The sequence below is a fragment of the Bacillus cereus group sp. N8 genome, assembly GCF_016483685.1.
Classification (GTDB): domain Bacteria; phylum Bacillota; class Bacilli; order Bacillales; family Bacillaceae_G; genus Bacillus_A; species Bacillus_A proteolyticus.
Window position 1 is genome coordinate 115,696 of sequence record NZ_JAEHBK010000002.1, and the last position, 21,839, is coordinate 137,534.

Consider the following 21,839-nt stretch of genomic DNA (forward strand, 5'->3'; position numbering starts at 1 on the left):
TGAATTATTTATGCCTGTCCCTCAAAATTATAAAAAACCTGGAAGAGTTTCCGCAAAGTCACTCGTTTTAACCCAACTACAAGATTGGATTATAGAAGGTGTATTACAACCAGATGAAAAAATTAATGATGGGGAATTGGCAGAAGCATTAGGAGTAAGTAGAACACCAGTTAGAGAAGCTTTACAAATTTTAGAGCTTTCTGGGCTAGTAGAAATGATTCCCGGTCAAAAAACGAAAATTGCTCCTATTAAATTAGAAGACGTATCTATCATTTATGAGACGCTGGCCGGTCTTCACTCAATTATAGGAAAACAAGCACTTCAAAAAGTTACAGATGCTGATATTAAACTACTTTCCGAGATAAATGATACTTTTCAACAATCTATGCATGAAAAAGATTCAAAAAAAGCTTTAAAACTAGATATACAATTTCACAATACAATTACTTCTATTGCAAAAAACCGATATATTGAACCTTTTCTAGAAAATATGCAGCTTCACGTTTTACGACTTGAATATTTGTTTTTCCAAAACTTTGTGCCTGCAAGTCAATCTATTAAAGAACATCACTCTATCATTCAAGCACTTCAAAAGCAGGACGAAAAACGAATGGAACAAATGATGGCTCAAAACTGGCTCCGTCCCATGAAAGAAATACAAAAAATGATTTCTATGAAAGAAGAATAAAGCTGGTTACACAAAAGTGTAACCAGCTCCTTCTTTAATAATCTATATGCTATGCCTGAATATTTGCGTAATCTTCAATATCTTCGTACTCTTTTTCCAATTCCTCTAAAGATAGCTCGTATAATTGTCGGTCGCGAATCTTAAACACCCCTGCTCCAATTAACTCATCAATTAAATGCCTCTTACGATTTTCAACAGCAAAACGGAGTTGACTACTCATCTTTTAAAAAACTCCTTTCTACGATCATTGAAAATGATAATCTTTATCAATTACCACTTTTGATTATAAAAGATGATTCTTAATAAGTAAAGTAATCTTATGAAATATTTACCTTACAAAGTATTTGTGGCCACATTATATATATGTATGCCCTGCGAAAAATGTTATGACACTTTTTCTTATCCTTTTTCTTTCATACTTTGCAAGTTGTTTCACTATGCTTGAATTCACCGTCTATTTCTACTTGAATGGTGACATGTTCTACATGAAACCTCTCCTTTAATACATCCGTTGCCTCTTCTAATACACTTTGCGTCTCATTACCTTTTATAATAAGGTGACAAGTTAATACTTGAAAATCAGATGTGACAGACCATATGTGCAAATCATGAACTTCTTTTACAATCGGAATATTTAATAATGTACTTTTTACTTCTTCAACATTTATGTGTTGCGGTACACCTTCCATTAATATATGGACCGTATCACGTGTTATACGCCACCCACTAATAATGACTAAAATAGACACAAGAATACTAGCAATCGCATCTGCAGCAGTCCATCCGAAAAATTTGATAAGTAACGCAGCAATAATCGCTCCAACTGAACCTAATAAATCGCCTAGTACGTGTAAGAAAGCACTTCTTAAATTCAAATTACCTTTCACATCTCCGCCTCTCATTAATATCCAAGCTGATACAATATTAATAAGCAGACCAAGCACAGCAATAACGAGCATTCCATTACTGGCGATTTCAACTGGTTCCTTAAAACGACGAATTGCTTCAATAAAAATATATACTGAAATGACAATAAGAACGACACCATTACATAATGCCGCTAACATTTCGACTCGCTTATACCCATATGTTTTCGCGGCCGTTGCCGTTTTTTCTCCAAGCTTGAACGCAAGTAAACTTAAAGCTAAGGATACTGCATCACTTAACATATGCCCTGCGTCAGACAATAGTGCTAAGCTATTTGTTACAAACCCGCCAATAACTTCAGCAATCATAAAGCTTGTTGTTAATAGGAAGGCAATTAATAACGCCTTTTTATTTTTTGAATGACCGTGATCATGTGAATGTCCCATACTTATACTCCTTTAAGTGCAATATCTGTATGTTAGTATGAAACAAACTCCCCATCTTTATCCCGAATTGACTGCTCGTAAACGCCCGCTTCCTCTGTATACACTCTTCGCTACTTTTCAAACAAGTCCTTTTTCTCAACAAAAAATAAGACTACTTCTTTTTCAACTTCATATTGTTTAATAATGAAAGAATTTTTAAGGAGGTTACTAAAATGAAACGTTTATTTCTCTGCATGGAGCGTGAACTTGTTGTAATAAAAGAACAATATGGTAACTATGAAACCACATATCATTTACAAAATATGCAACCTACCTGTATTGTGGTTGATCCATTCCAAACAAATCGTGTTTATTGCGGCACCTTTGGACGAGGTTTATGGCTAAGTGACGATGGCGGAGATTCATGGAGACCGATTGGAGATTCTTATCGTTACTTTGATTTCCCTAAAGAAGATGGTATTTTACATTCTTCGATTACTTCCATTACGATAAGCCCTAATGAACAAGTTAACGGATATGGTGTCGTTTATGTAGGTACAGAACCTAGTACTTTATTCCGTTCAGAAAATGGTGGTGAAACGTGGACTGAACTTAAAAATATGAAATCATTATTATCTTCTTATACGTGGGCTTTTCCGCCTAGACCTTTTACCCATCACGTACGCTGGATTACAGTTGATCCAACTAACCCAAATACAATCCATGTTTCAATCGAAGCTGGTGCCGTTATTCAAAGTAATGATAAAGGGCATACATGGATTGATAAAAAATTCGGTGCTCCTATCGATGCTCATCAATTACTTATGCACCCTGAAGCCCCAAATCGCCTTTATGCATCATGTGGTGATGGATTTATGGGCGGACCTGATCGTGCATATCTTGAAAGTTATAACAGTGGAAACAGCTGGATCTCATGTAGTGACGGACTTGAGCATCATTATTTATACAGCATGGCTATCGATCCAGCTGATTGTAATACAATTCTCGTTTCTGCCGCACCGAGTGCTGATCTCGCTCATCACCGTATTCCTTATGAATCTTATATTTATCGAAAAACGAAAGATACTCCTTTCGAGCAAGTACAGCAAGGTCTACCATCTGCAATCGGTACAGTCATTTCGATGTTTGCTACAAATCAAGCAGAACCACATACGTTTTACACTTTAAATAACAACGGCGTGTTTCAATCCAATGATAGCGGCGAATCGTGGGAACAACTAAACATTCCGTGGAAAGATGAATATAAAACGCAGCATCCGCATGCATTGCTCGTTACTAGTCCTTAACGAAAAAAAGACTGCCTAACGATTTTAGGCAGTCTCTCTTTTATTTCTTTAAATCAATTACGATATCATCTAGAACAATATCTTTACTCTTCGCTTCTTTTTTCGGCACTTCTATTTTCTTCTCTTTTCCATTCACATACTCCACTCCACCATGATTTTCAGGTGTATGAACTCGCAAGTGTACACGAGGTGTAACGATAAGCTTTGTTGCATTTTCGTTTAACTTTTGGAATGTAGCACTCCATCGAATATTGTAAGGATCGTTGCCACTTCCCCCATTTCCTTCACCCGAATAATCATTCCCTAAATCATCCTTAACCGTCAATTCAACATCTACACTATCCCATTCTTTCCTCGCACCCTTAGAAACTTCTTGATTGTAATAAAGAATAAATGAAACCGGCGACATTGCGATCTTTTCCATATTTGCTTTTATACCTTCTTTTTCCGAACTTCCACCAATTGTTCTCTCTTTACTATCCATTGATTTTACAGTTAACGCGAAATTCCAATTACCTTGTATTGATTTTTTCCTATCTGGTATCTCTATTCCCTCTATATTCCATCTAAAGTTTATTTTGTCCTTTTTATTACTATCATGGTGCGTCGTTGTTACCATACCTACATACTTTTTTTCAGTAACTTTAGTCATTTTCCCACTTCCTGAACTACCATGAGCGTCCATTATATCCAATCCGCCTAATATGATAGGATCATCCCCTAAGTCTTGCTCACTTTCCAGTGAATACGTTATAGATAATGTTCTGCCATCAGAAATCACATCATTAATTGTAACCTTAACCCCATTACTCTCCCTCGTCATATTCAACTCAGTCGAAAACTCTTTATAATTTTCATATAACCCTGTTCTACCATTATCTAAAAATCGGAATATGTCACCTACAATTGGCAATCCCCCGGCATATGTAGGAAATCCGATACCAAGCGTTGCAACTGATAATCCTACTAAAATAGATGCAGCAGCGACACCTTTTTTCCAACTTTTCATCTTTTTCTTCGTACGTATTGATTGTTTTACATTACGCTTCACTTTTTCTTTTTCAATTTCAGAAGCCTCAATTTCCTCAAGTTCTTTTTCATCTATATCAATATCATTTAATAGTTCATAAATGTCTTTCATATTGCACTACCTCCAAAACTAATATTCGTAGCATTTTGTTGTAGTTTCTTTTTTCCACGGTACACACGGTTATCAATCGCCGCCCTGGTTAATCCTAATTTGTCACCTATTTCCTCTGTCTTCATACCGAGAAGATATTTCATGATGAATACTTTTTGATCTAACGGTTCTAATTGATTAATAAGCTTCAATAATTCTTCCCTATCTTCCATAACGATTAATTCGTCTTCTGCCGATTTTTCCGTACTTATATGAAACTCATCTGAAATGATTTCTACTTTTTTATTCGCTTTTCGGTAATAATCAATTGCCTTAAATTTTGCAATCGCTGCAATCCATTTTTTAAAATCACTCGGCTCTCCATGAAACTTATTTGCGTTATTCCAAATGGAAAGAAATATATCATTTACACATTCCTCTATCAATCCATCATTTTGAACTGGAAGAAGAACTTTGTGCGTTATCCCCTTTATGAGCGGTAAGTATGTATCGACAACAAATTCTAGCGCATCTTCTTTTTGCCGCCGTAATCTTTTTATAAAATTTTTCTCATTTGATTTCATGTAGCGATTCCCCTTATTTTTTTGTAAAAGCTTTTACACCCTATATAACGTTTTGGAAATTTTTTTCTCTCATCTTTTTTTATTTTTTGTATGTAATATGGGGGACTTTTCCTTAGCCATTGTCTCATATAAATATAAGCTTGAAGAAAATTTTCTCAAGTCTGGAATTCAATTAGTGTAGTACACTGTTTATGCAGACATTCTTTAACCTGATGTACATTTCATTTAATTAATCTATTTTTATAATTTTAAATTAGGAGATGAGATATGTATGTGTGGAATTACAGGTTGGGTAGATTGGAAAAAGGATCTTTCAAATCAACATGTTATTTTAGAAAAGATGGCAAATAGTATTCAGCATCGTGGTCCTGATGCTGAAGGATTTTGGTTTTCTCCTCGTGCGGCCTTTGCACACCGACGTTTAATTGTTATTGACCCAGAAGGCGGGACGCAGCCGAAGACATTTCGTGCTGATGATTATACGTATGCTCTTACTTATAATGGAGAAATTTATAATTTCCGTGAACTGAGAGAACAACTTCGAAAATGTGGTCATGCATTTGAAACGCATTCAGATACAGAAGTGTTACTACATGCTTATTTAGAATGGAAAGAAGATTGCGTACAACATTTAAACGGAATTTTCGCTTTCGCCTTATGGGATGATCAAAAGCAACAATTATTTTTAGCACGTGATCATTTAGGCGTAAAGCCACTCTTTTATACTGAAAGAAATGACAGCATTATTTTCGGATCTGAAATAAAAGCACTACTAGCTCATCCATCTGTTCCTGCTGAAATTGATGCGGATGGCATAAATGAAATATTTGGATTAGGCTTATTTCGAACTCCTGGATGTGGTGTCTTTAAACGTATTCAGGAAGTGCGTGCTGGACATTCTATAACATTTACACGTGATAAAAAAATAGTTAAGAAGTATTGGAATTTAGAAAGTAATGTCCATACAGACTCTACCAGAGACACATCTTCACATATTTTATCTATTTTACAAGATACAGTGAAAAGACAATTAATTGCCGATGTTCCCCTCGTTTGTATGTTATCAGGCGGATTAGACTCTAGCGGTATTACTGCACTAGCGGGTAAAGAATTTGCAGCGAAAAATAAAACACTTCATACGTATTCCGTTGACTTTGTAAATAGCGCAAAAGATTTCGAACTTACATTTGCTCGCACTGGTCTAGATGCTCCTTGGGTAAAACGTGTTTCTGATTATGTGGGGACATCGCATCATGACATAATTGTGAATGCTGAAGAATTAGCAAATCACTTATTCGTTCCCCTTCACGCGAAAGATTTACCGAGTGCTGGCGAAATGGAAACTTCACTTTATTTACTATTTTGCGAAATGAAAAAAGATGCAACCGTAGCTTTATCTGGAGAATCTGCTGATGAAGTATTCGGGGGATATCCTTGGTTTCATCAAGAAGAACTATTATATGTAGATAAGTTTCCATGGTTAACAAACTGGAAAAACACATCTTCTCTATTATTAAGCGAAGTAACAAATCAATGTAATCCTGAGCATTATATTAATAAACGATTCCATGAGGCTGCTCTTGAAGTACCTACTCTTGAAGGGGAAAGTAAAAAATCCGCGAAACAACGTCAAATGTTTTATTTATTTTTAACACGATTCCTTCCGTTCTTACTCGACCGTAAAGACCGTATGAGTATGGCTGTAGGATTTGAAGTTCGTGTACCGTTTTGCGATTATAGATTAGTTGAATATTTATGGAACGTTCCTTTCAACATAAAAAGTATTGATAATATTGAAAAAGGAATTTTACGTAGGGCACTGAAACCAGCTTTACCTGATGACGTCCGAAATAGAAGAAAAAGTGCTTATCCAACTTCACAAGATCCACACTACTTACAAACAATCCGTAATTTAACACTTGATATGTGCAGTAATAAAAACAATCCTGTTTTCTCACTCATTAACCATTCCATATTACTTGCAATTGCTGATCAAAGTAATAAAGTGATTAACAATTTTGAAGCAAGAAGTGCTATGGAGTATATGCTACAAGTAAATGAATGGTTAAAAACGTATCATATTCATATTGCTTAACAAAAAAGAGTTCAAGGACAAAAACCCTTGAACTCTCTTTCATTTATTAATTGGCACATTGTCTATTTTCAGTATCAATGGACCATCCAATAATAGTGGCACAATCTCTCCCTTTCCACTGCAGTACATTTGTTAATACTGGCTCAATCTGTAAGCAACTTCCGTCGTGTAATATTTCTATTAAAGATTGATCATCATCAAACTTTCGTTTATCACATTCTAAAATACCATCTGTTGCCATTACAATGTGATTTTGACCTTTTTCTAATCCCCTTATCCCTGATGTAAAGCAAGGTGTATTCGCTGCAAAAACATTTTTTCTTCCTATATATTCATAGTTCTTACGCTTATTTAGCCTACCTTTTCCATTTTTCGTTTGCTCTGAATGGAATAAATACGCGAAGCAATCACCAACTGATAGCCAATATAAGAACTCGCCTTTTCGTAAACAAATTAAACATGCAAGTTCCTCATCATCTTGGTCACATTTCTCGATAAAGAGCTCATCTGTAAATAACGCTAATAAATACATATGTGTATGATGAAAAGCTAAATGGATTGGGTATGAAAATAACTCTTTTAGTTTTTCTTCTCTTTCTGAAATCGCTTCTATTATATAATGTATATTTTTCGTTTTATGATGTGTATCAAAAATCATAACAAATTCAAATTCTAATTTCGGATCCCACCAAGCTAGCACTGCATCTCCTCTTTCATATGCATCACTCTCTTGATTTCCTCCATATACGCCGACTGAAAGAGGACCACATTTTTCAACATGTATTTGATCTACATACATCTTTTCATGACTAATCCATTTAAATGTATTCACAGCTATCATCCTCTCTCTTGCTAAATGTATACCTTTACACATAGATTACCTTATATTTCAATAAAAATAAACTTTTTCAACATTTATTATGAAAATAACAGGAATTTAATTCTTACAAAGCGAATATATCTTATAATACGATATAAAAATCAGGGGGAATTATAATATGAAAGACATTAATCCACATTGGGAGACAATATACTATCACTTACGCTATGAATATGAAGACAATCTTTCTCATCAAGCAATTCGTATTTTACAAATCATTTCTCGAGAGAAAGATATAACAATTGGAAAAATTGCTTCTGAACTTGGTTTATCTCATAATACAGCGTCCGAACATGTAAAACGCCTTATTCAAAAAGGATTTATCATTAAAGAAAGAAATAAACAAGATGAAAGAGTTGTGAATCTTACATTAACGACAGAAGGAATTGAAGCATTAGAAAAGCATACTTTGCTAGACAAAGAAAAGATACAAATATTAGAATCACAGTTATCAAAAGAAGAACAACAACTAATAGAAAAAGCCTTTTCGTTATTAGCTAAGGAGGCAAAATATGCATTTCCTCGTTAAGGTCATCGTCTCCGCCCTCATTATTGGGGGTGTAACCGAATTTGCCAAATATTTTAGTACGCTTGGTGGCTTTATCGCAGCCCTTCCTCTTATTAGTTTACTTAGTTTATTTTGGATTTCTTTCGAAGGTGGGAGTAAACAGGAATTAAGTCAATTCGCTTTAGGCGTATTATATGGATTTCCTGCATCTGCACTACTATTATTTATTGTTTATATCGGTTTAAAGAACTCCTTTTCACTTAGTACATCTATACTCTTCGGCATAGTCGCCTGGTGTATCGTCTTTACTTGCCAAAAAGTATTTCAAGCTTAGGGGGAATTACTATTAATAGATCAGTAGAGATATTTGGACAAAATGTAGAAGTATATATGAGAGGTAGTAGTAAACAAACTGTAGTCATTCAAACAGGAATGGGTTGCTCATTTTACGATTGGCTTCCTATTATAGAAAAGCTTTCACAAAACTTTACGGTCATTTCATATCATCGCCCAGGTTACGGAGAAAGTGGGCTAGGAACTAATCGACGTACAACAATGCAAGTTGTAAAAGAGCTACATATGTTACTACATGAACTTGATATTTATGAGCCAATCATTTTAATCGGTCATTCCTATGGAGGTTTATGCGCACAACATTTTGCAATGTTACATGAAGATAGGCTGCAAGCACTTCTTTTAGTTGATTCTACTTCCATGAACTTACACCGATTAGATGAACTGCATTTACCGGTTTCTGATCAAACTGATTCTGATGATATGTGGCTACAAAAATATCATACATACTCCAACATGGATGCAGAAGCACTTTATAATGAACTAAAATCAATGCTTGTCCATACAACAAAACAGCATATCAAATTTTCCACATCTCCTTCCTTATATAAGGCGACAGCTGCTGAGCTGTCCGAGTGGAAATATTGCGCTCACTCAATAAAAAAACAACATAAAACATTAGTAATACCATTAATCGTTATCGGTAGAGATCCTCAATATTCAATTAATCAATTAATTGAGGGTGGTATGCCAAAAGAAGAAGCTACACAACTTGAAGATATGTGGCAAGAACTTATTCGTGAACAACTAAATCTCTCAATAAATAGCCAATATATTTTGGCTGAACATGCTAGTCATGGGATAGAAAATGATCGCCCAGATACTATCACTGAAGCCATTCACTCATTGTCAATAAAAAAAGGAAGCAACTGAAGTTGCTTCCTTACTTATCTATTCATAGTCTTCTTCGTCATCATCAACTTCTTCATAATACGAACTCCCATTGCTTACATATATAGGACCATTCGCAACATCAATACGTAATACCCATGCCCATGGCACAGCTAAACGTTTATGTATTGCTCTCCAAAAGTTCATTGATTTTCTTTCGTACTCCTGGAACTCCTGAAGTAACTCTTTATAGGAGGAACCGTCTAACTGAATATTTGCTTCTAATAAACGAGAATGGGCATAGTACTGTAACTCTAGTTCAGCAGCAATCTCCATTTCTTCTTCCGTTGCCATACCTATAATTGCTCCATCTGCTGGTGCGATTTCATATACGTTGTGAACTTCAATAAGCCCTTCTTTCTCTTTCTCAAACATGTAAACAGCCTCCTTTAACCAATATTTTTTATGTTACAAAGTCATACTTCTACAATACCTTCTCTCTTTCCTCTTTTTTTGATAAACTTTTACAAAATATTTATCCGATGACCTGTTTTCTCTATTCTTTCAGCAGAAATGAAACGATTATTATCAAAAGTTAATTTATACACATCAGGCATATGAAGGGTTTTCCAAAATTGAAAATCATATTTCGGATCAAAATAATTCATAAGTAAAACCATAATATTCCCATGAGTACCTATTACAATATTTTTACCTTTATATTTTCCCAATATATTTTGCATACATATTACAGCACGCCTTTGCGCTATATTACTTGATTCCCCGCCTTCGTATGCAAAAGTCCAGTCTTCCCACACTTTCTGAATAGCATCGTTAAAATCTGTTACTGGCTCTTTACTTAATAACCTCTCTCTTAAATCTTCTTCCAGTTGTATTGATAAATTATATGTATTCGCAATCCCTTGCACGGTTTGAATCGCCCTTTTATACGGACTAGAAATCACAGCATCAATATGTTTATCTTTTAATAATCTTGTTACATTCTCTGCATCACAGTGTCCCTTCTCAGATAAGGGCCGTTCCCTTTCCTCCTTTGTCTTTGTATATGTAGAGTGAGCATGCCGCACGAAATATACTGTAGTCATTATTCAACTTCCTTTCTTAGTTTCAATCTATATTCCATGCAGTAAATAGGAAATCCTGTATCATGAATAGAAAAGAGCACCTTTTAAAAAGCGCTCTTTTGTTTACATAATAAAATTATTCCATTATAACTTTCTTCTGAATTCTTCACTTGTTATAACATCTCGAATAAAGTAATCTATATTATTTCTAAGCTTTTGGTGCGTAATTTGATTATCTATATCATTAAACATGATTACAACTTCTACCTTATTCCCCTGCTTATCTGTAGTATACAAGCTTTTTGTCAATACGAATGCGGTAGAACCACCTTTTTGACCAGCATATTCAAACTTACTATTTTCAACTGTTCCTTTAAAAACATTCTCAATTTCATCTTGCATTGATTTTGGAAAATAATTTCTACTATTTATCTTTTCCATTATACTCATATAATCTTTAGCATTTGCACCCACTAATCGATCTGACCAAATCCGCTGAAATTCCATATCTACTTTTAATGGGATATCCCGTTTTTTCCATTCTTCTTCATCTTTCATCCATTCATGTATTTGTAACACATGTTTATTATATTCATCTTTTGACATGTTACGTATCGTTTCTAACGATTGAGTTTCTGGCTCATGAAGCTCTTTTTCTACGTATCCTCTCATATATAGTGAAGCAGTATATGAGGAGAACTTGTCATGACCGGTAAGCTCTAACTCTTTTATACTTTCATTTACTCTTTCTATTCCAAGCTTTTCTAACAAATATGTTGTATTTGCATTAGAACTATAATGAATCATCCCTTTAGCGACTTCTTCTAAAGTAATCTGTCCATTTTTCACTAATTCTCTCGCTTTGGCATCTTCTAACCAGTCAGGATGTGCTCCACCATCAGTGTTTTTAACGTAATATTTTTCTAGCTCCTGTAATGAAATTTGTTCATCTCGACTTATTTTCCCTTCTGACACTTGCTTAGCAAATTCAACTGCTATTACGATTTTGGCCGTACTCGCTAATGGCAATTTTACATTTTCATTTATAGATGTTAATACTTCCCCATTTTTTCTAATCAGTAATGAACATGTTTTATCGCCTTTATGTTCTTTTATGTACTTTAATACGTAATCAGGATCTTCTTTTGACAAATAGTACTTCATAATAACAAAGAAAGCTATAACGGCTACTATAATGACTCCTGCAACAATTCCTATAATCTTTAATATGTTCACAATATGCCCCCTCTAATACATTCCCTTCTATATCATAATTATAACGAATCCAATTACAAAATTATACAAAATAGAATAACTCTTCCTAATAATAGAAAGAGTTATTCTATTTCACATGAAGTTATTTGTCCATTTAACGTAACTACTATATTTGAATCGTCAGTCTGTTTATCACTTTTTGAACGATTTGATGTGGGCGGCCCAATTACAACTGACTCTTTAATTGGTGAAAGATCCATCGCTAGCTTCTCTGCACTTACACCGTAAGCAGCTTGAAATACTTCTGGAGGCGTTAATCTAAGTACGTCCGATCCTTCTGCTGTTTCAAACTGATCGTTATTGAAGAATAAATGTAATTGTACTTCTTCTGTTACGGCCGTGATCCAGTGCCACCACCCCATTGGAATAAAGACCGTTTGCCCCGCTTTCAAATGATAATTTTGCAATTGATTCGTTTCGGGATTTAAAATGGATGTAACTGCTTCCCCTGAGACAACAACATCTAATTCCCAAGCATTCGGATGCCAATGTGGTTCTCGCATATGACCCTTCGTCATAAACAAATCAACAAATGCTCCTCCGATCATCGCCGGTAACTGTGTTGACGTAACTTCATACGCAACATTTTTCTCATCTCTTTTAAAAAAGACATTTTTTCTTGAATCAAAGAAAAGATTTGGCGTTCCTGAGCTTTTCTTTAAATTTTTATTATCTGTAACATAACCTGAATTACTCATTTTATCCCTCTTTCCCGATCCGAACATTTCTGATTTCACACTGTATCGTATGGGAATTTTTTAGGAATGTGCCTATTAACAACATAACAAAAAAACATGCTTTCATTACGAGAGCATGTTTTGTGATATTCTTCACATTGTTTAGTTAAAAAATAACTCTTTTACTTACCATGATGTAACATTAAATCACTAAGTTCTTCTTCAATGTGATTTAATTTCGCAACGCCTTCTTTCCATTTATGAATATAACGTGAAACCCCAACGAAAAATAAAATAATAATTGTGGAAAGAATAATACCATATACGATAGCTACAGTACTCATAGTTACACTTCCTTGTAATTAGTTATATTTTTATTATAAACCTTTTTTTTATAAAAAGCTTTGATTTCAACTTTTTGTAAAAAAATTGTTTTTTCTAATATTTCGTTCAGGAAAAGGAAAATTTTTCACAAAATATACAAAACTTAACCATATGTACTATTACCATATGAGTTATATTGTTAAATAGGATGAAGTGAAATTTTAATCAGTAAGGGGGATCATCCCACACTGATTATTAGCCCGCACTAACCAGGATTTTACGGACCATTAATGCGGGATAAAGGGGATGAAATACTATGACGACTTGGTTTATTGTAATGTTAGTTGTATTTGGAGCATTTAAAATTATCGTTTCTAGCCTTCCTAACTCTGTTATTGAATCCATCATTAGCAAGTACGAAACACATCCACAACTTGAAGAAGAGAATGTGACTGTTACAATCAATGGAAATAATTTAGAAGGCGAACAGAAATCCAAAATTATTCATGATTTTAACGAAGGCTTATTTTTAGATCGCTATTATGCACCGCCTCACAATGAGGGCACACCTTTAATTATCAATGCAAAACGTGGCAAAAAAGAGTTTACATTTTATATTTATAGTCATGAAGAGCATGTTGATGTTGTAAAGCAACATAAAAAGAAGGTAGTTGCTTATAGTTTACGCTCTAAAAACCTTCAAAATAATGATATGTTCGTGTCAGCTGATTTAGCTTAATACTCATATATTAGAAAAAGGAATCCATATGTCTATGGATTCTTTTTTTCCTATACATGTTAAGTCAATTCTACACATTCCATTGCAAGTGAATATACATTTTCATATCCTGCTATACTAAGCTTTTTCTGCAATCGATCCGTATCTTCTTTCAAAGCGTGTACTAACACCGTATGTTCTGGTAATAGTGTATTTAACATCTCTTTCACATCACTTATACTTTGGTGAACTTTATATGGCACTCGCTTCACCCTACATTCTTTACCTACACGTTCTTTCAAAACTTTTTCTGCAAAACTCCCTTTTGCAATATACCCAGTAAAGATAATAGAATTTCGTTCTTCATGCCGAAGTTGTTCATAATATAATTGCGCTCGTTTCGTTTGCATATTTGCATCTCTCATTACAACTATTCCATAACTATGTTGCATACCGCTGTCATCATCCATAACTATTATGTTTCTTTTTAAACTCTCCATTAGCTCTTCAAGTTCTTCATTATTTTTGATCCAATCTTTATATATAATCATCTCTTGGAATCCATCTAAAATTTCTTGATCTACTATAATGGGAAGTTCTTTATATTCTTTATATTTTTTATATAAATACAATACGATATCTTGTGCCCTACCAAGCGGTGGCAATGGTAGTAATGCTATTCCTTTTTTCCCCGCAGCTCGTTCAATTTCTGCATATAGTTCGTTTACTCGTTCATGTTGCGAAACATCATCAGTATGATAAGCGGCATCTACAATTGCAACTTTTATATTGTGGCCTAATTTCTCAGGTAAATTAGCTCGTAGTATATTAGACTCTGCTGAATAGTCGCCTGAATAAAATACGTATGTACTACACATATCAACTAAAAACCAAACAGCTCCTAATACATGCCCACTATATCCCCATTGAAACCGCAATGTAGGAGTAATTTGTATCCATTCATTTGGATTACTAATCTCATCAATACATACATAATTTAAATCTTTTATGTGCTGGTCGCTATAAGGTAAATTCCACCCTTGCATCAGATTGTAGTTTCTCCATTTTTCATAATATAACGGCAGTTGCTCCTTCGTATAACGAGTCGTCCAAATTTTTTTATTATATCCATACTTCGCTAATAAAGGTAAACCCATCGTATGATCTTCATGAATATGTGATAAAAATACCGCATCTAAAAATGGAACAACTTCTCTCACTATTTTTGGATAACTATCCTCATAGGATCGATTAATACCACAATCAAATAATATTTTCGTCTCTTTATTTTTTACGAAGTAGCAGGAACGACCGTATTCTCCTGCTCCTCCCCATACTTCTACCCTCATCATGCTACCCCTTTTCGTTTTTGCTCCATATGTTGCAGAAGTAATAAGCACATTGTTGTAAGTCCAACAGAAACAACGGCCATCGCCATTCCTATAGATACTTCCCCTTGTTCAAATTGAGCAAAAATAAACGTTGCTGACGTTTCTACTGATGGAGGTAGTACGAGAAGCGACGCTACTAACTCTCTTATCGAAATCATAAATGTCATCGCCCATCCAGCAAGAACGCCCGGGATTATAAGAGGCAATATTATTTTTCTAAAAATATAAATATAATTTCCAGAAAAAATACTCCCTGCCTGTACAAGGGAATCATCAATTTGTCCGAGCGAAGCTTTTACATACTGCACCGTATAAGGTAAAAAAAGAACAACATACGTTACGATAACCATGACTGGTGTATTGTAAATTGACATAGGCATATATGGTGAATTCCAAAATAAAATAAGCCCTACAACCATCACTATTCCTGGTACCATATTCGGTAACATACCGCACATATCAAGCCATTTTTCAGAGGACTTTTTCCCCTTTCGAATCATAAGTGCTAAAAAGACTCCAATAATTACAGCAACAATCGCTGTTACAAGTGAAAAAAGAAAACTGTTCCATAAAGCTTCTAACCCTGGGGATCCCATTGTAAACAATGCCTCATAATGGTTTGTTGTAAAGTTATTTAAATGTAAGCCACCGCCTCTTAATTTTGACAAAGAAGCAATAAGTATAGAAAAGTATGGGATTCCAATTGCTACTATTAGTAAACCAATTACATAAATCCATGCTATAAAACGTGTAACTATAGACAAAGTATACCTTTTAGATTTCACACCTTTTCCACTAACCATGGCATATGAATACTTTCGATTCAATACATTTTGCATATACCAAATAAGCATACACGCACTTAGTAATAAAGAAGATAATGCTGTTGCACTACTAAAATCAATTGGCCAACTCGAAATAAATTTATGGATTTCTGATGTTAGCACGTGAAATCCTATTCTACGTCCGAATGTAGCCGGTGTTCCGAATTCAGCAATCGTCTTTACGAAAATAAGTAAAGCACCCATCACATAACTTGATAACAATAACGGTAGTATTATTTTTCTTAAACGATAGAAAAAGCTTCCACCATGAACTGCTGCCGCTTCTTCTTTACTACTTCCAATTTGAAGTAACGTATTTTTCAACATGAAGTAAAGGAATGGGAATAAATGCAGACTCATAATTAAAACCATGCCACCTAAACTAAAAAACGATGATGAGATCGACTTTAAGCCTGGAAAAAATTGTTCAAAATAGCCGTTAGGTTGCATAAACAAAATCCATCCCATTGATCCGATATAAGGCGGGGTCATAAATGGAATCATAAAAACAATATCTAACTTACTATACTTTCCTACATCTGTTTTGCTCATAATGAACGCCAATGGAAATGCAAATATGGTAGCTCCTATTACAACGAGTACACCTAGGAGCATCGAATTTAGAAAAATCCCAGCTAATCCACCACTCTGCATGACTTCAAAAGGCTTTAAAAAATTCCAACCGCTATTTTCATATACACTAGAAAATAAAATGAGACAAAGCGGAATGACGATTAACATCGCCACAAGTAACAACGCTACCGTCACTCCAAATTGTCTTACTGATACGAATCGATTTATCATGTAATCACCATCTTATTGAAATACTTTCTTAAATTGTTTTGCTATTTCATCTTGTTCTTTCTCAACTGTTTTCCAATCAATATTTAATACTGGAATCTCTTCTACATTTGGTCTATTTTCAGCTTTTATATCTGTTCTACCTGGCAATAAGTACACTTTAGAAACTTGTTTTTGCACATCATCTGATAATAAATAATCAATAAACTCTTTTGCACCTGCTACATTTTTACTATCCTTCATAATGCCTGCCGCACGTGGACTAATGACTGTTCCGCTTTTTGGATATACGATATCCACAGGTTCACCCTTTGCTTTTGCACTGTACGTCATATAATCAACACCCGCAATTACCATATCTTTCGCACCTGTTACAACTGGATCTAACGCTTCTTGGTTTGCCCCTGCTACTGTAACTTCATTTTTCTTAAGCTGTTCAAATAACTTCCATCCATCTTGTCCATTCTTTTTCACGTATCCTGTTACAAAGTCTAAAGCCGAACCTGAAAGTGCTGGATCTGGAAGATTCACTTTGCCTTTCCATTCTCCTTTCGTTATATCGCTCCAATCTTCAGGCGCTGTCTTCACATTTTTTGTGTTGTACACAATTCCTAATGCTGAAGCACTATACCCGAAATAATGTCCTTTATCATCCGACCATTCTGGACGAAGCTTATCAGCTTGTTTCGCTTCTTTATAAGCTAACGTTTGACCATCTTTCTTTAATCCTTCCATCGCTGGTAAAGAAGCGAGTACGACAACGTCAACGACTGGATTTTTCTTTTCAGCTTCCATTCTCGCTAAAATCTTACCAGTTGTTCCTTGAAACATTTCCACCTTTATACCGCTTTTCTTTTCAAAGTCCTTTTGAATTTTTTCTGCTAACCCTTTTGGCCCTGCACTATATACAACAATTTTCTTTTCATTAGTATTTTTATTTTTTGCATCTACATTACCTGTCTTTGAGCTACAACCTACTACTACAGCAGAAAATAGTAAAGTGCATACAAATAAAGACTTAAGCGAACTGAATTTCTTCATACGATTCTCCCCCTATATGATGAATACATTTTTTTGGTACATATAACGATACCGGTTTACCGACGCTTAGCTTACTATTGTGATAAGCTGTCCATACACCGATTGTCCCCATATTTACTTTTACTTCATAACGTTCTCCTACATATGTAACGTGCTGAATTTCACCTGTATACATGTCGCACACTTCATTTTTCGTCCAGCTCACATGCTCTGGACGAATCATTTGTTTACCCTCTACAAGCCAATTTGCCTTACCAACAAACTTTGCAACAAATTCATGAGACGGCTTCACATAAATATCTTCTGGCGTTCCTTTTTGTAATACTTCTCCTTGTTTCATGACAATAATTTGATCTGACATTGACATAGCTTCCGTTTGATCATGCGTTACATACAATGCCGTTAAACCAATAGAATGAACGATATCCATAAGCTCTAAGCGCATTTCTTCACGCAAAATTGCATCGAGTGCACTTAACGGTTCATCAAACAAAATAAAATGAGGTTTTGTTACAATTGCTCTAGCAAATGCAACACGTTGCTGCTGTCCACCAGAAAGTTCGTGCGGATATCTTTTCTCCATACCTTGCAGACGAACTCGCTTTATCGCATCTTCTACCTTTTCTCGTAAATGATTCGTTTGCTTTGTAGCCCTTAATCCAAATGCAACATTTTCAAACACTGTCATATGCGGCCATAAAGCAAAATCTTGAAATACCATACCGATATTCCGTTCATGAGGAGATGTTTTTATTTTTTTTGCACCAGAATACATGCACTTATCTCCAAAATATATTTCACCTCTATCCGGCTCTTCAAGCCCTGCAATCATTCTAAGTAAAGTCGTTTTTCCGCATCCCGAAGGCCCTAAAAGTGTGGTAAATTCCCCTTTTTTCATTACAATTTGTAGCGGTTTTAACGCCTGCATTTTTCCAAACGTCTTTTCTAATCCACTAATTTTAATATCCATCGTTTCACCTCTCTCCCCTCATTCTTAACCTGCTTTCATTCTATATGGAAGATTTATACTGAATGTTAATGTACTGTAAAGATTAAATTAAAAAACTTCTAATAAACTATTTATTTCTATAGATTTTTTCTATAGTTAAAATAAAAAAGGCGGACAATTCATAATGAATCTCTTAAAATTAGAAATTGTAGTGCTTATTAAGAAATACAAAAAGCTTACGATTGTTGCAGAAAAACTTGGCGTGAAACAACCCACTATTACATTTCATATAAAAAGCTTAGAAGAGGAACTCGGTGTGTCTTTATTTGAATTACGTTCCGGAAGGTATTTCTTAACAGAGGCTGGCGAGGCATTACATCATTATGCTTGTAAAATAGATGCACTTATGAAAGAAGCTAGGCGGGTCACACAAGAGTTTAAAGATTTTCATAAAGGTGCTATAACAATTGGTGCTAGTTATGTACCAGCGACTTATCTTTTACCAGAAGTTGTTCACCAATTTCAATGCGAATTTCCTAATATAAAAATAACACTCATGGTAAAAACGGCTCCTGAAATTCGTACGATGCTACAAAATCATGAAATTGATCTCGGGGTAATTTCTGCTGCACCATTTGATGAACCACTTTTAAAACAAGCAAATATAATACCTGATACACTAGTTCTTGCATTTTCCAAAGAACATCATTTTTCTAAAAGAGCAAATATATCATTACAAGATATTGAAAAAGAACGCATATTATTGCATCGAAACCCATCTACAACGCGAGATTTACTTACACAATGGATGCTAGCACATAACATTACATTCCAATCTGAAATTGAACTAGATTCATTAGAAACGATGAAACAAATTTTAAAATATGGTGATGGTGTCGCTTTTATTTCTAAACTTGCTATTGAGCAAGAAGTGCATCGAAATGAGCTATGCTATATACCGATCCCTGATTTTGAATTTCAGCGTAATATTTATACCATTCATCATGAGGACAGGTGGAATTCTAAAATAATTTCTTTTTTACTACATAGCATTACTTCTTTTGCAGAAAAAAATTAAAAGGCTGTCGTTATACACGACAGCCTTTTAAACTAAAACTCTATTTATTTTTCTTCGCCTCAATTTTTGCTTGTGCCTCTTCAGTCTTATCTAATGCTTCTGAAACTTTTTTCTCTTTTTCTTTCACGTCATCTATACTATCGACAGCTTTAATAAGTTTATCGATTCCTTCTTCTTCTACCTTTCTACTCTTTGCCACTCTTTCATTTACTTTTTCTTCCACATCCTTTGCTTTTTGAAGCATATTCTCTGCATTTGATGTCACAGCTGTTTCAAGTGCATCGTCTTTTTTCATTTGTAACACTTCATTTGCAATATCTTTCGCTTCTAAATACTTACCGTCTTTTAATGCTGTTGCTCCGTGATCCATTTTCTCGGCCATTTCTTTATATGATTTCGCTTCATTTCCTGATTTCTCTTTTTCTGCTTTTTCAAACCACATCGTTGCATCACTATATTTTTCATTTTTCAATGATTGCATACCTGTTTCAATATACGTATCATAATTGCTACATCCAGTCATTACTACTAACAGAAAAAGCATAACAAAACTTAATTTTTTCATGATGTTTTCTCCTTTTCTTTGCCTGCTCACTTTACTGTAACATACATGAAAAAGAGTTTCAAAAACTAAAATACTAATTTGGTCATTTTTATTCCGTTAAAATTTTCCTTTAAGCTGAAACATTCACTTTTCTTTTCGCCATATGCTGCTTTACTCCAACTAATACAACTAACAATAATCCTCCACCTATTGTCATCATAACAATGCTAGTTGGCAACATATCTAATAAGAATCCATATACAATCATACCAAGCGGCGCGATTGCAGTAGCAATTGTTTCAAGTAGGCCGAACACACGCCCTAAATAGCTCGGATCTGTCGTCTTTTGCATATGTACTTGCATCGGAATATTTACAATCATAATTGATATACCAGTTAACATCATAAAAGCAATATAGTAAATAAAACTTGCTACTTTCGGAATGGTAACTAACAACGGGAAAACTGTACATAAACTCAAACCCGCAAATAAAAACAGTCCACTATAAATAGAACGAAACAGATTATTCACTTCTTTACGCACTGATAAAGCAATCGCACCCATTAACATCCCGACTGCTAACATTCCCTCTACAGTACCGAGTTGCTTTGAAGATAAATGCAATGTATGGACGATAATGTATGGAAGTGCAACTGTTAGCCCACACGCAAAAAAGTTTACCCACAATGCTATTTTCATTAAACCATATATTTCATGCTGTCGTTTTACATATGAAAAACCTTCTTTTATACTCGTCAAGAAATGCTCTTTACTCTCAGCCACTTCTTTTTTATATAAATCAAATACAATAAATAATTGCAAAATAACCGCTAAAAAGAACGTAATACTATTTAACAAAAAGAACGACTTGATTGAAAAGAAACCAAATACAACTCCACCAATAATCGGCCCTAAAATATTTGATAAAGAAGCTGCCGTTTGATTTAAAGCACTCGCTTTTTGAATACGCCCCTCATCTACTAAACTCGGAATAGACGAAGTTAATGCAACAGAATAAAAACTTGCACAAATTGATAATAATGCTGCTGAAATATAAATAAAAAGAAGTGATGGTCCAAATATAGTAGCAAGAATAAACATAATAAGCATCGTTAAGCTACTTAATAAATCAGTGCCAATGACAAGCCATTTTCGATTAACACGGTCTGCTACAGCACCTGCAATCGGACCACAGATCATCCTTGGAAGTGATCCACAAACGAGCGTAGTAGCAAACCCCATCCCTGAACCAGTTGTCTTTAATACGTATAACCCCATTGCGAACGTATAAATACCTGCCCCGAGCAAAGACGTCATCTTTCCAATCATCATTAAAATAATATTTCTCGTTGCAGTCTTCATTTTTGAATCATTTGGAACTATACTTACATCCCCCATTATGACACTCTCCCCTCAAAAGTTAAATTGTGTTAAACTTATTATATAATTAACTTTCAAATTTTTACAACAAA

24 protein-coding genes are annotated in these 21,839 nt (G+C 34.6%); 8 read left to right on the plus strand and 16 right to left on the minus strand.

Annotation, left to right across the window (positions count from 1 at the left end; translation table 11 throughout):
- Positions 1-10: 10 nt before the first annotated feature.
- Complete coding sequence (locus JDS80_RS04615) at positions 11-688, plus strand: GntR family transcriptional regulator (RefSeq protein WP_098888121.1); 678 nt, start codon at positions 11-13, stop codon at positions 686-688.
- Between the two features lie 49 nt (positions 689-737).
- On the opposite strand, the gene fbpA is transcribed toward JDS80_RS04615, so the two are convergent.
- Together fbpA and JDS80_RS04625 are read right to left on the minus strand one after the other, a co-directional pair.
- Complete coding sequence (gene fbpA, locus JDS80_RS04620; RefSeq protein ID WP_000098300.1) at positions 738-908, minus strand: Fur-regulated basic protein FbpA; 171 nt, start codon at positions 906-908, stop codon at positions 738-740.
- 193 nt (positions 909-1,101) lie between these two features.
- The gene (locus JDS80_RS04625) at positions 1,102-2,001 is read right to left on the minus strand and encodes a cation diffusion facilitator family transporter (protein WP_199637236.1); all 900 of its coding nucleotides are present in this window, start codon (positions 1,999-2,001) and stop codon (positions 1,102-1,104) included.
- A 212-nt stretch (positions 2,002-2,213) separates the two neighbouring features.
- On the opposite strand from JDS80_RS04625, the gene JDS80_RS04630 reads away from it, so the two are divergent.
- A complete protein-coding gene (locus tag JDS80_RS04630; RefSeq protein ID WP_071745038.1) occupies positions 2,214-3,287 on the plus strand; it encodes a WD40/YVTN/BNR-like repeat-containing protein in 1,074 nt (357 codons plus the stop codon).
- A gap of 40 nt (positions 3,288-3,327) precedes the next feature.
- On the opposite strand, the gene JDS80_RS04635 is transcribed toward JDS80_RS04630, so the two are convergent.
- Both JDS80_RS04635 and JDS80_RS04640 read right to left on the minus strand, forming a co-directional pair.
- On the minus strand, positions 3,328-4,428 hold the full coding sequence (locus tag JDS80_RS04635; protein ID WP_071745037.1) for a DUF4179 domain-containing protein: 1,101 nt from the start codon (positions 4,426-4,428) through the stop codon (positions 3,328-3,330).
- Complete coding sequence (locus JDS80_RS04640) at positions 4,425-4,991, minus strand: sigma-70 family RNA polymerase sigma factor (RefSeq protein WP_199637238.1); 567 nt, start codon at positions 4,989-4,991, stop codon at positions 4,425-4,427. Before JDS80_RS04640 ends, JDS80_RS04635 begins: the two co-directional genes overlap by 4 nt.
- Before the next feature lie 271 nt (positions 4,992-5,262).
- Here JDS80_RS04640 and asnB point away from each other — a divergent pair, with 271 nt between their 5' ends.
- Positions 5,263-7,086, plus strand: coding sequence for an asparagine synthase (glutamine-hydrolyzing) (gene asnB / locus JDS80_RS04645; RefSeq protein ID WP_071745035.1), 1,824 nt, complete (start codon positions 5,263-5,265; stop codon positions 7,084-7,086).
- A 46-nt stretch (positions 7,087-7,132) separates the two neighbouring features.
- Here asnB and JDS80_RS04650 read toward each other — a convergent pair whose 3' ends face one another.
- Positions 7,133-7,960 carry a PP2C family serine/threonine-protein phosphatase gene (locus JDS80_RS04650; protein WP_071745034.1) on the minus strand — a complete coding sequence of 276 codons (828 nt, stop codon included), beginning with the start codon at positions 7,958-7,960 and terminating at the stop codon, positions 7,133-7,135.
- A 124-nt stretch (positions 7,961-8,084) separates the two neighbouring features.
- Between JDS80_RS04650 and JDS80_RS04655 the strand changes: the two genes are divergently transcribed.
- Genes JDS80_RS04655 through JDS80_RS04665 form a run of 3 tightly spaced genes read left to right on the plus strand, consistent with a single transcriptional unit; the run spans position 8,085 to position 9,701 of the window.
- Positions 8,085-8,495: a MarR family winged helix-turn-helix transcriptional regulator gene (locus tag JDS80_RS04655; protein WP_071745033.1), complete on the plus strand. Its 411-nt coding sequence runs from the start codon at positions 8,085-8,087 to the stop codon at positions 8,493-8,495.
- Positions 8,479-8,808: a DUF3147 family protein gene (locus JDS80_RS04660; RefSeq protein ID WP_199637240.1), complete on the plus strand. Its 330-nt coding sequence runs from the start codon at positions 8,479-8,481 to the stop codon at positions 8,806-8,808. The genes JDS80_RS04655 and JDS80_RS04660 overlap by 17 nt, the downstream gene beginning before the upstream one ends.
- On the plus strand, positions 8,769-9,701 hold the full coding sequence (locus JDS80_RS04665) for an alpha/beta fold hydrolase (protein ID WP_199637242.1): 933 nt from the start codon (positions 8,769-8,771) through the stop codon (positions 9,699-9,701). Before JDS80_RS04660 ends, JDS80_RS04665 begins: the two co-directional genes overlap by 40 nt.
- An 18-nt stretch (positions 9,702-9,719) precedes the next feature.
- On the opposite strand, the gene JDS80_RS04670 is transcribed toward JDS80_RS04665, so the two are convergent.
- The 5 genes from JDS80_RS04670 to JDS80_RS04690 all read right to left on the minus strand — a co-directional run bounded on the left by JDS80_RS04670 (position 9,720) and on the right by JDS80_RS04690 (position 13,040).
- Positions 9,720-10,094 (minus strand): hypothetical protein, encoded by a 375-nt coding sequence (locus JDS80_RS04670; protein ID WP_000461761.1) that lies wholly within the window; start codon positions 10,092-10,094, stop codon positions 9,720-9,722.
- 89 nt (positions 10,095-10,183) lie between these two features.
- Positions 10,184-10,765 carry a histidine phosphatase family protein gene (locus tag JDS80_RS04675; protein WP_199637244.1) on the minus strand — a complete coding sequence of 194 codons (582 nt, stop codon included), beginning with the start codon at positions 10,763-10,765 and terminating at the stop codon, positions 10,184-10,186.
- A 123-nt stretch (positions 10,766-10,888) separates the two neighbouring features.
- Positions 10,889-11,980, minus strand: coding sequence for a serine hydrolase (locus tag JDS80_RS04680; protein WP_071745029.1), 1,092 nt, complete (start codon positions 11,978-11,980; stop codon positions 10,889-10,891).
- A gap of 101 nt (positions 11,981-12,081) precedes the next feature.
- Complete coding sequence (locus tag JDS80_RS04685; protein WP_071745028.1) at positions 12,082-12,717, minus strand: cupin domain-containing protein; 636 nt, start codon at positions 12,715-12,717, stop codon at positions 12,082-12,084.
- Positions 12,718-12,878: 161 nt separating this feature from the next.
- Positions 12,879-13,040 carry a hypothetical protein gene (locus JDS80_RS04690; protein ID WP_002158451.1) on the minus strand — a complete coding sequence of 54 codons (162 nt, stop codon included), beginning with the start codon at positions 13,038-13,040 and terminating at the stop codon, positions 12,879-12,881.
- A gap of 296 nt (positions 13,041-13,336) precedes the next feature.
- Between JDS80_RS04690 and JDS80_RS04695 the strand changes: the two genes are divergently transcribed.
- Positions 13,337-13,759 (plus strand): YfmQ family protein, encoded by a 423-nt coding sequence (locus tag JDS80_RS04695; protein WP_071745027.1) that lies wholly within the window; start codon positions 13,337-13,339, stop codon positions 13,757-13,759.
- A gap of 59 nt (positions 13,760-13,818) precedes the next feature.
- Here JDS80_RS04695 and JDS80_RS04700 read toward each other — a convergent pair whose 3' ends face one another.
- Genes JDS80_RS04700 through JDS80_RS04715 form a run of 4 tightly spaced genes read right to left on the minus strand, consistent with a single transcriptional unit; the run spans position 13,819 to position 18,765 of the window.
- On the minus strand, positions 13,819-15,087 hold the full coding sequence (locus JDS80_RS04700; RefSeq protein ID WP_199637246.1) for an MBL fold metallo-hydrolase: 1,269 nt from the start codon (positions 15,085-15,087) through the stop codon (positions 13,819-13,821).
- Positions 15,087-16,757: an ABC transporter permease gene (locus tag JDS80_RS04705; RefSeq protein ID WP_199637248.1), complete on the minus strand. Its 1,671-nt coding sequence runs from the start codon at positions 16,755-16,757 to the stop codon at positions 15,087-15,089. The genes JDS80_RS04700 and JDS80_RS04705 overlap by 1 nt, the downstream gene beginning before the upstream one ends.
- A gap of 12 nt (positions 16,758-16,769) precedes the next feature.
- Positions 16,770-17,795 carry an ABC transporter substrate-binding protein gene (locus tag JDS80_RS04710; protein WP_199637250.1) on the minus strand — a complete coding sequence of 342 codons (1,026 nt, stop codon included), beginning with the start codon at positions 17,793-17,795 and terminating at the stop codon, positions 16,770-16,772.
- Complete coding sequence (locus JDS80_RS04715; protein WP_199637252.1) at positions 17,773-18,765, minus strand: ABC transporter ATP-binding protein; 993 nt, start codon at positions 18,763-18,765, stop codon at positions 17,773-17,775. The genes JDS80_RS04710 and JDS80_RS04715 overlap by 23 nt, the downstream gene beginning before the upstream one ends.
- Before the next feature lie 163 nt (positions 18,766-18,928).
- On the opposite strand from JDS80_RS04715, the gene JDS80_RS04720 reads away from it, so the two are divergent.
- Positions 18,929-19,822, plus strand: coding sequence for a LysR family transcriptional regulator (locus JDS80_RS04720; RefSeq protein ID WP_071745022.1), 894 nt, complete (start codon positions 18,929-18,931; stop codon positions 19,820-19,822).
- A gap of 40 nt (positions 19,823-19,862) precedes the next feature.
- Here JDS80_RS04720 and JDS80_RS04725 read toward each other — a convergent pair whose 3' ends face one another.
- A complete protein-coding gene (locus JDS80_RS04725) occupies positions 19,863-20,387 on the minus strand; it encodes a COG3014 family protein (RefSeq protein ID WP_071745021.1) in 525 nt (174 codons plus the stop codon).
- A gap of 109 nt (positions 20,388-20,496) precedes the next feature.
- Positions 20,497-21,765 (minus strand): MFS transporter, encoded by a 1,269-nt coding sequence (locus JDS80_RS04730; RefSeq protein WP_071745020.1) that lies wholly within the window; start codon positions 21,763-21,765, stop codon positions 20,497-20,499.
- Positions 21,766-21,839 lie beyond the last annotated feature (74 nt).